Origin of the sequence: Stenotrophomonas pictorum JCM 9942 (assembly GCF_001431585.1) — a bacterium.
GTDB classification, from domain to species: Bacteria; Pseudomonadota; Gammaproteobacteria; order Xanthomonadales; family Xanthomonadaceae; genus Stenotrophomonas; species Stenotrophomonas pictorum.
Genome location: NZ_LLXS01000017.1, coordinates 154,382 through 167,152 on the forward strand (window position 1 = coordinate 154,382; position 12,771 = coordinate 167,152).

General features: G+C 65.4%; 12 protein-coding genes. 8 read left to right on the plus strand and 4 right to left on the minus strand.

Translation table 11 applies throughout. The annotated features are described in order from the left end of the window. Nucleotides 1-165 precede the first annotated feature (165 nt). Nucleotides 166-1,425, plus strand: a complete 1,260-nt coding sequence (gene fabV, locus ARC78_RS07220) for an enoyl-ACP reductase FabV (protein ID WP_054657846.1) — start codon at nucleotides 166-168, stop codon at nucleotides 1,423-1,425. 69 nt (nucleotides 1,426-1,494) lie between these two features. Here fabV and ARC78_RS07225 read toward each other — a convergent pair whose 3' ends face one another. From ARC78_RS07225 to ARC78_RS07235, 3 genes are all read right to left on the minus strand, one after another. Then, nucleotides 1,495-3,567, minus strand: coding sequence for an EAL domain-containing response regulator (locus ARC78_RS07225; protein ID WP_054657848.1), 2,073 nt, complete (start codon nucleotides 3,565-3,567; stop codon nucleotides 1,495-1,497). Nucleotides 3,568-3,663: 96 nt separating this feature from the next. Next, complete coding sequence (locus ARC78_RS07230) at nucleotides 3,664-4,848, minus strand: BaiN/RdsA family NAD(P)/FAD-dependent oxidoreductase (protein ID WP_057506002.1); 1,185 nt, start codon at nucleotides 4,846-4,848, stop codon at nucleotides 3,664-3,666. 13 nt (nucleotides 4,849-4,861) lie between these two features. Beyond that, nucleotides 4,862-5,410, minus strand: coding sequence for a YaeQ family protein (locus ARC78_RS07235; protein WP_054659635.1), 549 nt, complete (start codon nucleotides 5,408-5,410; stop codon nucleotides 4,862-4,864). A gap of 63 nt (nucleotides 5,411-5,473) precedes the next feature. On the opposite strand from ARC78_RS07235, the gene ARC78_RS07240 reads away from it, so the two are divergent. From ARC78_RS07240 to ARC78_RS07270, 7 genes are all read left to right on the plus strand, one after another. Further along, nucleotides 5,474-6,343 carry a pseudouridine synthase gene (locus ARC78_RS07240; protein WP_241772694.1) on the plus strand — a complete coding sequence of 290 codons (870 nt, stop codon included), beginning with the start codon at nucleotides 5,474-5,476 and terminating at the stop codon, nucleotides 6,341-6,343. A gap of 421 nt (nucleotides 6,344-6,764) precedes the next feature. Continuing rightward, nucleotides 6,765-6,974 (plus strand): cold-shock protein, encoded by a 210-nt coding sequence (locus tag ARC78_RS07245; RefSeq protein WP_054659637.1) that lies wholly within the window; start codon nucleotides 6,765-6,767, stop codon nucleotides 6,972-6,974. A 140-nt stretch (nucleotides 6,975-7,114) separates the two neighbouring features. Further along, nucleotides 7,115-7,807, plus strand: a complete 693-nt coding sequence (locus ARC78_RS07250) for a glutathione S-transferase (protein WP_054659639.1) — start codon at nucleotides 7,115-7,117, stop codon at nucleotides 7,805-7,807. A 37-nt stretch (nucleotides 7,808-7,844) separates the two neighbouring features. Further along, complete coding sequence (locus tag ARC78_RS07255; protein WP_057506014.1) at nucleotides 7,845-9,407, plus strand: protein adenylyltransferase SelO; 1,563 nt, start codon at nucleotides 7,845-7,847, stop codon at nucleotides 9,405-9,407. A gap of 21 nt (nucleotides 9,408-9,428) precedes the next feature. Beyond that, a complete protein-coding gene (locus ARC78_RS07260; protein ID WP_054660453.1) occupies nucleotides 9,429-9,959 on the plus strand; it encodes an adenine phosphoribosyltransferase in 531 nt (176 codons plus the stop codon). Nucleotides 9,960-9,988: 29 nt separating this feature from the next. Continuing rightward, nucleotides 9,989-10,777, plus strand: a complete 789-nt coding sequence (locus ARC78_RS07265; RefSeq protein WP_054660455.1) for a thioesterase family protein — start codon at nucleotides 9,989-9,991, stop codon at nucleotides 10,775-10,777. Continuing rightward, nucleotides 10,777-11,109 (plus strand): hypothetical protein, encoded by a 333-nt coding sequence (locus ARC78_RS07270; protein WP_054660457.1) that lies wholly within the window; start codon nucleotides 10,777-10,779, stop codon nucleotides 11,107-11,109. Before ARC78_RS07265 ends, ARC78_RS07270 begins: the two co-directional genes overlap by 1 nt. Before the next feature lie 253 nt (nucleotides 11,110-11,362). On the opposite strand, the gene dbpA is transcribed toward ARC78_RS07270, so the two are convergent. Further along, nucleotides 11,363-12,739, minus strand: coding sequence for an ATP-dependent RNA helicase DbpA (gene dbpA / locus ARC78_RS07275; RefSeq protein WP_057506003.1), 1,377 nt, complete (start codon nucleotides 12,737-12,739; stop codon nucleotides 11,363-11,365). Nucleotides 12,740-12,771 lie beyond the last annotated feature (32 nt).

The following is a 12,771-nucleotide window of genomic DNA, read 5'->3' on the forward strand; positions in this document are numbered from 1 at the left end:
AGCCGCTTTTCCATGCGGTGGCGTCGGTTGTGTTCACTGCGGCCGCGCACTACGATCCTCCCGGTTCAGTGCCCGCCTGCTGAATCCGCTGCCTTTCGACCATGTTGTGGAAGGGCCGGTTTCGCAGCCGAGGGCTGTTTTTCTGCTTACCCAATCGAGGTTTTCATGGTCATCAAACCGCGTGTGCGCGGCTTCATCTGCGTCACCACCCATCCGACTGGTTGCGATGCGGCGGTCAAGGAGCAGATCGAGTACATCAAGGCGCAGCCCAAGCTGGCCCACGGTCCGAAGAAGGTGCTGGTGATCGGTGCCTCGACTGGATACGGGCTGGCGGCGCGTATCAAGGCGGCCTTCGGCAGCGATGCGGCGACGCTGGGCGTGTTCTTCGAGCGTGCCGGCACGGAGAGCAAGCCCGGCACGGCGGGCTGGTACAACTCGGCCGCATTCGAGAAGTACGCGCACCAGGCTGGCCTGTATGCACGCAGCGTCAATGGCGATGCGTTCTCCGACGAGGTCAAGGCCAAGGTCATCGAGATCATCAAGGCCGATCTGGGCCAGGTGGATCAGGTGGTCTACAGCCTGGCATCGCCGCGCCGCAAGCACCCGAAGACCGGCGAGGTGATCAGCTCCACGCTCAAGCCGATCGGCGAGCCGATCACGCTGAAGGGGCTGGATACCGACAAGGAAGTGCTGACCGAAACCACGCTGCAGCCGGCCACCGCCGAGGAGATCGCCGGGACCGTGCAGGTGATGGGCGGCGAAGACTGGCAGATGTGGATCGATGCGCTGCTGGAAGCCGGTGTGCTGGCGCCGGGCGCCACCACCACCGCCTTCACCTATGTCGGCGAAGAGATCACCCAGGCCATCTATTGGAACGGTTCGATCGGTGCGGCCAAGAAGGATCTGGATGCCAAGGTAAAGGACATCCGCGGCAAGCTGCAGGGTATTGGCGGCGATGCGCGCGTGTCGGTACTCAAGGCGGTGGTGACCCAGGCCAGCTCGGCGATCCCGACCATGCCGCTGTACCTGTCGCTGCTGTTCAAGGTGATGAAGGAAGAAGGGACCCATGAAGGCTGCATCGAGCAGCTCGATACCCTGTACGACATCCTCTACAACGGTCCGCAGGGCGGTGCCAACGCCGCAGATCACATCCGCCCGCAGCTGGTGGACGGCAAGGGCCGCACCGTGGAGCTGGTCGATGGCGAAGGCCGCCTGCGCGCCGACTACAAGGAAATGGCGCCGGAAGTGCAGGGCAAGGTGCTGGCGCTGTGGCCGCAGGTGACCAACGAGAACCTGTATGAGATCAGCGACCTGGCCGGCTACAAGACCGACTTCCTGCGCCTGTTCGGATTCGGCATCGAAGGCGTGGATTACGACGCCGACGTGAATCCGGACGTGGTGATTCCGGGGCTGGTCGAAGTCTGATTGAACAGCTGGCGTCGAAAGGAAAAAGCCGCGCAGTGCGCGGCTTTTTTTGTGGGCTCCTTGCCGGACTCAGTTGAACTCGAAGTCCATCTGCGCGCCGGCGGGGCCGACGAAGTCGCCCTGCACATAGTCCAGGCCGGCACTGAACAACAGACTCATCGTGGCCGCGTCGGAAATGAACTCGGCGATGGTGAGGATGTTGGCCGATTGCGCCTTGCTGGTGATTTCCTGGGTCTTCGGCAACTGTTCCTTGGACTGTACCGGGTCTGCGGTGAAGTCCGCGTCCAGTTTGAGGAACGCCGGCTGGAAGTGGGCCAGCAGCTGGAACGAATCGAGCCCCGAGCCGAACTGCTCCAGGCCCACCTTGCAGCCCAATGCCGAGACATCGGCCAGGAACTGCTGGGCGTTGCGCAGGTGGGTGAACACCTTCGCTTCTGGAATCTGCAACCACAGCTGCTCGCCACTGACACCTTCGGCCTGGAGGGCGTCGCGGATCGTTGCGATCAGCTGCGGGTCGCTGAACGATTCGGGCGTGATGCGTACCATCAGATGGGTGCGATGACCGGCGCGCTTCCGCTCGCCCAGTGCCCGGATCGCCTGGCTGACCACCCACCGGTTGATCGGTGCCATCAGCTCGTGCTCCTGCGCGATCGGCAGGAAGGTGATGGGGCTGACCAGTTCGCCGTTGTTCTCCAGCTGCAGCGAGGTGTCGTACAGCTGGATCGGTTCGCCGAGCAGATTCAGCACCGGCCGGTAACGCAGCTGGAAGCCATCGCCGGCCAGCGCATCGCGCATGCGCTGTACCCAGCGCTGGATGCGCTCTTCCTCAACCCGGTCCATCGCGCCGGGGTCGAATACCTTGACGGTATTGCCGCCCAGCTCGATGGCGGCGCGGGTGCAGTCGGTGGCGCGGGCCAGAACCTGACCGACGCTGGCGATCTTCTCGCCGACCTGCACGCCGCCAACGCTGACCGACACCGTGGCCGAGCGCTCGCCGATGCTGAATACATGCGAGGCGAAAGCATCGCGCACCCGCTCGGCGACGCGGGTGGTGTTGGCATAGTCGCCCGGGGTCAGCAGCGCGAAGTTGTGCTCGCCAAAGCGGGCCAACTGGGCGTCCTGGCCCGCCACGTCCGCGAGATTCTGGCCGAGTGCGGCAATCAGCGCGTCGGCCGAATCCAGGCCGATGTCTGGCAGCAGCCGCGCGTAGTGATCCGGCTCGATCAGCAGGAATCCGTACTGGCCATCGCTGCGGCTGACCTGCGCCACCGCGTTTTCCAGATGCACCATGAAGGTGGGGCGGTTGAGCAGCCCGGTGACCTGGTCACGCTGGCGCAGCGCCTCCACTTCACGGGCCAGTTCGGGATCGAATTCCTCGCGGCGGCGGAATACCACCTGGAAGCAGCTCTCGCCCTCGTAGGTGGCCGGACTGAATTCCATGGTCGCCGGGAATGTTTCCCCGTCCTGGTTGCGGGCGTGGATCTCGTACTGTGGCGGTGGGGGCTCGCCCTTGCTCAGCGACTTGAGCAGCTGCTTGAAGTCCTCCACATGCTGCGGCGCGACCATGTCCAGCAGCGAAATGCCCTCGACATCGTCGAAGGTCTCGTAACCGAACATATCCAGATAGGCGTCATTGGCACGGATGTGCATGCCTTCATGGATGTAGGCGATCGGATCGCGCGAGGAGGAGATCAGTGCATCGCAGCGGCGCTCGGTCTCGCGCATCTGCGCTTCGATCCGGCGCAGTCCGCGGCGGGCCTGAAGGTCGGTCCATTCGTTGCCGATCACCGAGAGCAGGTGCTCCGGGCGCTGGCGCAGGGCAATGGCACGGATGCCGTTGGCGACCGCCTCGACCAGCACGTTCTCCTCGATCCGGTCGGCCAGCAGGATCATCGGAATGTCCTTGCCGCTGGCCGCGATCTGCTGGGTGAGCAGCAGCTGCGGGATGTTGTGCGAGGGGGCGGCCAGCACCAGGTCGATCGGCTGGCTGCCCAATGCCTGCGAAAGCTCTTCCGGATTCTGTGGCCGGGAAGGGCGCACGGCGATGCCGCTGTTGCGCAAAGTGCTGACGATCGCTTCGGCATTCTCGGCGCTGTCATCGACGATCAACAGGCGCAAGGTGATGTCTTTGCTGTTCTGCATTCAGTACTCCCCTCAGACCGGGTTTAATACACGATGGGTGGCATGGCGTCTATGCGCGGAACGCTTGCCTGTGACGCAATTCCGCCGGGCTGGCATTCACACCGCATTGCCGGCCGCCGCGCCCGACGCCCAGGCCCACTGGAAGTTGTAGCCGCCCAGCCAGCCGGTCACATCCAGCACCTCGCCAATGAAGTGCAGGCCCGGAACCAGTTGCGACTCCATCGTGGACGAGGAAACCTTCCGGGTATCCACGCCACCGAGCGTGACTTCGGCGGTGCGGTAGCCTTCGGTGCCACTGGCCACCAGCGGGAAATCGGCGAGCAGGGCGGCGGTGGCCTTGATCTCGCGCTCGTCCAGCTGCCGTACCGGTTTGTCGGCAAGCCAGTGCTCGCACAGGCGCAGTGACAGCCGGCGCGGGATCACCTCCGACAGCACGGTGCGCAGTTCAGCGGCGCCGCGCTCGCGCTTCATCTCGCGCAGCCACTGTTCGGCATCGCGGTCCGGCAGCAGATCCAGGCGCAGGTCATCGCCCGGTTGCCAGAACGAGGAGATCTGCAGGATCGCCGGACCACTCACGCCGCGATGGGTCAGCAGCATGAAGTTGCGGAAGCGCTGCCCGTTGCAGCGCGCCTCGATCGGCAGCCCCACGCCGCTGAGCTCGGCAAAGCGCTCCTGGTGCCTGCCGCTGAGCGTGAGCGGCACCAGGCCGGCGCGCGTGGGCAGCACTTCGTGGCCGAAACGCCGCGCGACCTCGTAGCCGAAGCCGCTGGCGCCCATGCTGGGAATCGACAGGCCGCCGGTGGCGATCACCACCGAGGCGCAGTGGAACAGTCCCTGGGCGGTCTGCACGCGAAAGCCATCGCTGCCGCGTTCAATGTCCTGCACGCCGCAGTCGGTACGGATCTGCACGCCGGCCGCGTCGCATTCGTCCAGCAGCATCCTGACGATCTGCTTGGAGGAAATGTCGCAGAACAGCTGGCCCAGCTCCTTCTCGTGGTAGGCGATGCGGTGTCGCTCGACCATTTCGATGAAATCGGCCGGGGTGTAGCGGGCCAGTGCGGATTTGCAGAAATGTGGATTGGCCGACAGGAAGTTGCCGGCGGTGGTGCCGGTATTGGTGAAGTTGCAGCGTCCGCCCCCGGACATCAGGATCTTCTTGCCAACCTTGTTGGCATGGTCGATCACCTGCACCCGTCGGCCGCGTTGACCCGCGGTGAGGGCGCACATCAAGCCCGCAGCGCCCGCGCCGATCACCAAGACGTCGCAGCGGATGGTGTTCATCGCCACGCCGATCTCACTCTGCCGGGCGCTTGCGCCAGACCGGGATCACATCCAGCTGTGTCTGGTCGTTGAGCAGCTGTACTTCACCATCCTGGATCAGCACGTTCCAGCGCATGGCCCGTTGGATCTGCTGTCCCCACTGCTCGACGAACCCGGCCGGCAAATCCAGTACGGAAAGGTTGTCGAAACGCACCAGGTGCTTGCCCTGCTTCTGCCACCAGATGTCGGAGGCATGGCCGCCGTAGTTGACCACCTGCACGCGGCCGCTGCGGTTGCAGGCCTTGCGGATGCGCGATTCGTCCGGATGGCCCAGGTCGATCCACTGTTCGATGGCGCCGGTGTAATCGAGCTGCCACAGGTCCGGCTCGTCCTCGGTGCTCAGGCCCTTGCCGAATTCCAGCCGGTCCTGGGCGTTCAGGGCGAAGGCGAGCAGGCGCACCATCAGGCGCTCGTCGGTTTCGGACGGATGCTGGGCCAGGGTCAGGTTGTGGGTCGCGTAGTAGCCGCGATCCATGTCGCTGATCTGCAGCTCGGCCTTGCGGATGGTGGCGGTGAGGGCCATGGGAATACCGGGAAAGAAGACCGGCCATGATAATGCCTCGCCCCCTTCCCGACCTGTACGCCTGTGCCTGATCCCGATCTGCCCAGCCGCCTGCAACTGGCGCCCGGTTCCTGGGCCTGCCTGCTGGACGGGTTGTGCGCGCGATTCCCGCAGGTTTCCCGCGCGCAGTGGCTGGACCGGTTTGCACGGGGCAGGGTGCTGAGCGCCGGTGGCGTGCCGTTGATGCCGCAGCAGCCGTGGCGGGCGGGGCTGGAAATCCAGTATTTCCGCGAAGTGTCCGAAGAGCCCAGGATTCCGTTCGTCGAGCAGGTGCTGTATCAGGACGAGGATCTGCTGGTCGCTGACAAGCCGCATTTCCTGCCGGTCATGCCAGCCGGTCAGTATGTCCGTGAAACGTTGCTGACCCGGCTGGTCGCGGCAACCGGCAACCGTGATCTTGTGCCACTGCACCGGATCGATCGCGGAACGGCCGGGTTGGTGCTGTTTTCCTGCAACCGGCGCAGCCGCGCGGCCTATCAGCGGCTGTTCCGTGATCGCCGTATCGACAAAGGCTACGAGGCGCGGGCGCTGGCACTGCCTCAGGCGTGGTTTCCATTGGAGCGCGCCAGCCGTATCGAGCGTGGTGAGCCGTTCTTTCGCATGGCCGAGTGCGCGGGCGAGCCGAATTCGCTGAGCCGGATCTCCGTGATTGAGCGCACAGGAGCCGTCTGGCGCTATGCCCTTGAGCCGGTCACCGGTCGCAAGCACCAGCTGCGCGTGCATATGGCCGCGCTGGGGGCACCGATTCTGGGAGATGACATCTACCCGCAGCTGGTCGAGCGGGCCGTTGATGACTACCGCGCGCCGTTGCAGCTGCTGGCGCGGTGTCTGGCGTTTGTGGATCCACTCAGTGGCAGGCGTCGCGAATTTTGCAGTGAGCGCACGCTGGGCTGATCGGCGGTGGCCGGGCGTCCGGTCGCCTGGATCATTGGTGGGCTCCGAATGGCGGCGTTGGACGTATTGGGTGACTTCACCGGACGCTCCGAGGTCGTGATCTCACGCAGTCTGGCTATAATTTTTCGCGTTGCAGACGCAGGGAAGTGCGTTTTTTGCGGGTAAGTTTATGAATTCATTCGGTATATTTTGGGGCCTGAATCCATCGGATTACCTGAATACGGTTTTTGTCGCTTTTTGGCGAAAAGCCGCGTATCGTTTGCCCCACTGTGCTTGCAAGGGTCACCGTGAATCGTGGCCTGATGCAGTTGATCTACAACGATCCGCTCATCGATCCGCTTTACCAAACGCCTGCAACTCAGTCTCGGCCCCGATACCCGGTGGCTGCGATTATTTCAACTTATGTTTCAGGAGTTAGTATATGTCTGATCGTCAGACCGGCACCGTCAAGTGGTTCAACGACGCCAAGGGCTTCGGCTTCATCACCCCGGAAAGCGGCCCGGACCTGTTCGTGCATTTCCGCGCCATCCAGGGCAACGGCTTCAAGTCGCTGCAGGAAGGCCAGAAGGTGACTTTCGTCGCCGTGCAGGGCCAGAAGGGTATGCAGGCTGACCAGGTGCAGGCCGTCTAATTCAGACGCCAGCCACCGCAAGGTAGCCAAAAACGCCGGAAGCGCAAGCTTCCGGCGTTTTCTTTTGTCTGCGTGTTGGCCGTAACACCCACGCTGCGCTTGGCTCGTTAGCATGCGGCTTTGAATCTGCGGAATGGCTGATGATCACGGTCCATCATCTGGAGAATTCGCGTTCGCTGCGCGTGCTGTGGATGCTTGAAGAGCTGGGGCTGCCGTACGAACTGCTGCGCTATGCGCGCGATCCGCAGACATGGTTGGCGCCGCAGGCGTTGTGGGATGTCCATCCGTTGGGCAAGTCGCCGGTTCTGCAGGACGATGCGCTGATCCTGGCCGAGTCCGGCGCGATTCTGGAATATCTGGCTGATCGTTACGACGCGGACAGGCAGCTGTCACCGGCCCCTTTTCCCGCGCAGGCGCCGGAGCGGCTGCGTTATCGCTACTGGTTGCATTACGCCGAGGGTTCGGCGATGCCGCCGTTGCTGATGAGCCTGGTGTTCGCCCGCCTGCGCAAAGCACCGATGCCGTTTTTCGCCCGACCGGTTGCGCGTGCCATCGCCGCCCGGGTGATGAAGACGTATGTTGGCCCGCAGCTCAAGTTGCATCTGGATTGGATGGAGCGGGAGCTGGGGCAATCCAGCTGGTTTGCCGGAGAGCGGTTCACCGCCGCCGATATCCAGATGAGCTTTCCGATCCAGGCTGCGGCCTCGCGTAGTGGAGGATTGCAGGCCTATCCGCGATTGCAGGATTTTCTGGCCCGCATCGCACAGCGTCCGGCCTACCGGCGGGCGGCGGAGCGTGGCGGCAGGCTGGATCTGGCCGCTGGCCGCCGCTGAGGTTGCAGCCAGCGGGTGGCGCCCCCATCTGCAGACGATGAGCACCCACTCCCTGCACTTTGACAACCGCTTCCTGCGCGAGCTTCCCGGCGACAGTGAGGCCGGATCGCGCCGCCGCGAAGTACAGGGAGCGGCCTGGTCGCAAGTCATGCCGACCCCGGTCGCCGCGCCGCAGTTGCTGGCGTGTTCGGCCGAGGTGTTGGCATTGCTTGGCTTTGATACGGCCGAGGTCGGCAGCCAGGCGTTCGCCGAGGTGTTTGCCGGCAACGCACTGTATGAGGGCATGCAGCCTTGGGCGGCGAACTATGGCGGGCACCAGTTCGGCAACTGGGCCGGCCAGCTGGGCGACGGGCGGGCGATTTCGCTGGGCGAGCTGGTGGCCGATGGACGGCGCTGGGAGCTGCAGCTCAAGGGCGCCGGAGCGACGCCGTATTCGCGCGGCGCCGATGGTCGTGCGGTGCTGCGCTCCTCGGTCCGCGAGTTCCTGTGCTCGGAGGCCATGCATCATCTGGGTGTGCCGACCACCCGGGCGTTGAGCCTGGTGGCGACCGGCGAGCCGGTGGTGCGCGACATGTTCTACGACGGTCATCCGCGCCCTGAGCCGGGGGCGGTGGTCTGCCGGGTGGCGCCGTCGTTCGTCCGTTTCGGGACGTTCGAGCTGCCGGCCTCGCGTGGCGATACGGCATTGCTGCGGCAATTGGCCGATTTCTGCATTGCCCGTGATTTTCCCGAGCTGGGCGGCACCGGTCAGCCGCGTTACGCGGATTGGTTCATGCAGGTGTGCACGCGCACCGCGGTGATGGTCGCGCACTGGCTGCGGGTCGGCTTCGTGCACGGGGTGATGAACACCGACAACATGTCCATTCTTGGTCTGACTCTGGACTACGGCCCTTACGGCTGGGTGGAGGACTACGACCCTGACTGGACGCCCAATACCACCGATGCGCAGGGCCGTCGCTACCGTTTCGGCACGCAGATGCAGGTGGCGTACTGGAATCTGGTGCGGCTGGCGCAGGCGCTGGGGCCACTGTTTGATGAGGTGGCGCCGTTGCAGGCGGGGCTGGATGCCTTCGGTGAGCGTTATGCGGCCGAAGAGCGGGCGCATCTGGTCGCCAAGCTGGGGCTGGGGGAGTTCCGCGATGGCGACGAGCTGCTGATGGCGCAGTTCCGCCAGTTGCTGCATGCCGGGCAGATGGACATGACGCTGGCGTTCCGGGCGCTGGCGGAGGTGGATCCGGCCGCCCCTGCGCTGGCGCCGCTGGAGGAGGCGTTCTATTCGTCCCAGGCGCGCGCGCATGTGCTGCCCGCATTGGAGGACTGGCTGCGCCGGCATGGCCAGCGGGTGCTGGCCGGCGGCCCGCCGATGGCCGAGCGTCGCCGCCTGATGCAGTCGGCCAATCCGCGCTATGTGCTGCGCAACTGGCTGGCGCAGGAGGCCATCGACCTTGCCGAACAGGGCGATCTGGCCGGTATCACGGAGCTGCTGGAAGTGATGCGGCATCCTTATGACGAGCAGCCCGGTCGCGAGGCCTATGCCCGCCGGCGCCCGGAATGGGCGCGCGAACGCGCCGGTTGCTCGATGCTCTCCTGCAGTTCCTGAACCCCTTTTCCCTGGATTGTTATGACCTCTGCCTATCCCGAATGGAGTCGCGCGATCCGCGACGTCGCCGATTTCCCCAAGCCGGGCATCCTGTTCAAGGACATCCTCCCGTTGCTGGGTGATGGTGCCTGCTTGCGTGCGGCCGTCCAGGCCATGGCCGCGCCGTGGCGTGACGCCGGTCTGCATGCGGTGCTGGGTGTGGAGGCGCGCGGTTTCATTCTCGGCACCGCGCTGGCCCTGGAGCTTGGGGTGGGCTTTGTGCCGGTGCGCAAGCCCGGCAAGCTGCCGGGTGCGACGTTGAAGCAGGAATACGCGCTGGAATACGGCACCGATCGCATCGAGGTCAGCGTCGGCGCCACGCCGCCGGGCGCGCGGGTGCTGCTGGTGGACGACGTGCTGGCTACCGGGGGCACCTTGTTTGCCGCCTTGCAGCTGGCGGCCCTGCTCGAGGCCCAGGTTGTCGGTGGCGCGGTACTGGTGGAGCTGGACGGCCTGGGCGGCCGTCAGCGCTGGCCTGACGGTTTGCCGCTGACCGCTACGCTGGTCTACTGAACACCTTGTCCCTGTCTGCGGAGTTCCCGATGCCGACCTTGCGTGAGCTGCTGTCTTGCTTTGACGTAGAAGAAGGGCTGCTGCTCCCCGACAGTTGGCGCCAGGGACGTACCGCCTACGGCGGCATTGTCAGCGCGTTGGGTGTCGCGGCGGCGATGCAACGCCACGCCGGCGCGTTGCCGCCGTTGCGCTCGATGCAGGTGACCTTCATCGGTCCGGCCGCTGGCCTGCTGCGCTTCATGCCGACGGTGCTGCGTGAGGGCAGGTCGGTGGTGAATGTCGGGGTGGATGTGTACGCGGACGAGGACGAGGCCCTGGCGGCACGCTTGTCGCTGGTGTTCGGCCGCGCCCGCGAAAGCGCGATTGCGCATGATTTCGGTGGCGAGCTGCCGGCCCGGGGGCCTGGTGCGTACCGCGATTTGGATATGGCGGCGATGCCGTTCGCGCCAGCGTTTACCCGGAACTTCCAGATGCGTCCTGCCGGAGGCGCCATGCCGGTATCGGGCGCGGAAATTCCGGAGTTGCTGACCTGGGTCCGCCATCGCGATGCCACCGGGGTCGACCCTGCCTTGGCGCTGATTGCGATGGGCGATGCGATGCCGCCGGCCGCGTTCACCGGCTTCACCGTCGCCGCGCCGATCAGCTCGATCACCTGGAATGCCGAACTCCTGGATCCGGCGCCACAGGGCGAATGGTTCCTGCTGCGCTCCTTCAGCCAGCACGCGCGCGAGGGTTACTCGTCGCAGGACATGCAGGTCTTGGATGAACAGGGGCGGGTGGTGATGCGTGGCCGGCAGAGTGTGGCGGTGTTTGCCTGATGCGCGCCGCGCGGGTGTCGGGTGGACTGGCGTTGCTGCTGGCGCTGCTTGGCTGGAGTGCGTGGTTCGCCGTCTGCAACAGGTATGAATTCGCTCCGCCGTTGGACCCGCTGGCGTTTGCCTGTGGCTGGCTGCTCAGCGCGATACTGGCAGGGCGTGTGCTGCGCCGCGTCGCCTGGCCGTTATTTGCGCAGGCCAGTTGCATCGGTATGTACCTGCTGCTGATCCACCGCGGCATGGGCGAGGGGGCGGCGCAGGTGCTGTTTCTGGCGGCCAGCGTGGCGGTCGTTGCGGCGGCGTTTCGGACGACGACTCGCGTGTCCGATGCCTGAAGCAGGTTCGGCACCTGTGCTGGACGTCGCCAGCGGTCAGTGCGCTCGATACAAATGCCGGCAACATCGGGCCGATGCCTTGACGGCCAATACCCCTGCCGGGTGCGGCGGCGCCAAGGGTGGGCGAATCTGCTGCAAACCGTACACACCACATGCCACGGAAATTCCGTGGCATGTGTATCACCCGGCAATGCTGGAAGAGCGGGTGTCGGGCCGGGAACAGACGTGCGCGCCCGGACGCCCCGGTGCCTGTTTACATCTTGCGTACGCGGAAACGCTTGCCTTTGATCTTGCCGGCTTCCAGCCGCGCTACGGCGTTGTTGGCCTGCTCGCGGGTGATGGCGACGTAGGATCGTGTGGCGAAAATGTCGATCTTTCCGATCGCCCTGGCTGACAGCCCGGCCTCCCCGGTCAGCGCACCCAGGATGTCACCGGCGCGCAGCTTGTCGGTCTTGCCGCCGTCGATGCGCAGCGTGGTCATCGCCGCCTGCGGCAGCTGTGCCGGGCGGGCGGTGGCCAGGGGTGTCTTCTGCCAGTTCAGCGCATTGCCCTGCGCCGTTTCCAGCGCGTCGGCGCGGCTGCGCTCGCGGCCGGTGACCAGGCTTAGCGCAAGCCCGCTGCGACCGGCGCGACCGGTACGGCCGACGCGGTGCTGGTAGGTGTCGATATCGGTCGGCAGCTCGTAGTTGACCACGGCTGCCAGGTCTTCCACGTCCAGTCCGCGGGCGGCCACATCGCTGGCGACGAGTACGTTGCAGCTGCGGTTGGAGAACTGCAGCAGCACTTCGTCGCGGTCACGCTGTTCCATGTCGCCATGCAGCGCGAGCGCGGAGAAGCCGAACTGGCGCAGCGAGTTGGCTACCTCGTCCACGTCCTTGCGGGTGTTGCAGAACACCACCGCCGATTCGGGCGTGTACTTGAGCAGCAGGCCGGCCAGCGCCTTCTGCTTGCTGGACAGCTCGGTTTCGAAGAACAGCTGGTGGATGGACGGCGCCTCGGTCTGGCCGTCGATGGTGACCTCGACCGGCTCGTTGAGCAGCGCCCGGGCCAGCTCGCGGATCGATTCGGGGAACGTGGCCGAGAACAGCAGGCTCTGGCGTTCCTTGTGGGTGCGCCCGGCGATCTCGCGGATCGGCTCCTCGAAGCCCATGTCCAGCATGCGATCGGCCTCATCCAGCACGAAGCAGCGCACCTGGCCCAGGTTCAGCGCGCGCTTGCGGGCCAGCTCCTGGATGCGTCCGGGCGTACCCACCACCACATGCGGGTGATGGACTTCCAGCGAGGCCAGCTGCGGTGCCAGCGGCATCCCGCCGGTCAGCACCAGCAGCTTGAGGTTGGGAATGCCGGTGGCCAGCTTGCGCAGCTGCTTGCCGACCTGGTCGGCCAGTTCGCGGGTCGGGCACAGCACCAGCGCCTGTACCCGCAGGGTGGCCGGATCGAGCCGGTGCAGCAGGCCCAGACCAAAGGCGGCGGTCTTGCCGCTGCCGGTCGGGGCCTGGGCGATCACATCGCGGCCTTCCAGGATCGGCGGCAGGCTCTGCGCCTGTACCGGGGTCATCGTGGTGTAGCCCAGCGCGTCGATGCCGGGTGCGAGTGCCGGGGACAGCGGCAGGGAGGAGAAGTCGGTCATGCCGCATTTTCGCAGATGCCGCATGACCGTGC

What these genes read in the sequence shown, in the direction of transcription:
- ARC78_RS07270 (WP_054660457.1), top strand. Translation starts at nt 10,777, where the DNA reads ATGCGCGCCGCGCGGGTGTCGGGTGGACTGGCGTTGCTGCTGGCGCTG.
- ARC78_RS07230 (WP_057506002.1), bottom strand. Translation starts at nt 4,848, where the DNA reads ATGAACACCATCCGCTGCGACGTCTTGGTGATCGGCGCGGGCGCTGCG.
- ARC78_RS07245 (WP_054659637.1), top strand. Translation starts at nt 6,765, where the DNA reads ATGTCTGATCGTCAGACCGGCACCGTCAAGTGGTTCAACGACGCCAAG.
- ARC78_RS07255 (WP_057506014.1), top strand. Translation starts at nt 7,845, where the DNA reads ATGAGCACCCACTCCCTGCACTTTGACAACCGCTTCCTGCGCGAGCTT.
- fabV (WP_054657846.1), top strand. Translation starts at nt 166, where the DNA reads ATGGTCATCAAACCGCGTGTGCGCGGCTTCATCTGCGTCACCACCCAT.
- ARC78_RS07235 (WP_054659635.1), bottom strand. Translation starts at nt 5,410, where the DNA reads ATGGCCCTCACCGCCACCATCCGCAAGGCCGAGCTGCAGATCAGCGAC.
- ARC78_RS07265 (WP_054660455.1), top strand. Translation starts at nt 9,989, where the DNA reads ATGCCGACCTTGCGTGAGCTGCTGTCTTGCTTTGACGTAGAAGAAGGG.
- ARC78_RS07260 (WP_054660453.1), top strand. Translation starts at nt 9,429, where the DNA reads ATGACCTCTGCCTATCCCGAATGGAGTCGCGCGATCCGCGACGTCGCC.
- ARC78_RS07250 (WP_054659639.1), top strand. Translation starts at nt 7,115, where the DNA reads ATGATCACGGTCCATCATCTGGAGAATTCGCGTTCGCTGCGCGTGCTG.
- ARC78_RS07225 (WP_054657848.1), bottom strand. Translation starts at nt 3,567, where the DNA reads ATGCAGAACAGCAAAGACATCACCTTGCGCCTGTTGATCGTCGATGAC.
- dbpA (WP_057506003.1), bottom strand. Translation starts at nt 12,739, where the DNA reads ATGACCGACTTCTCCTCCCTGCCGCTGTCCCCGGCACTCGCACCCGGC.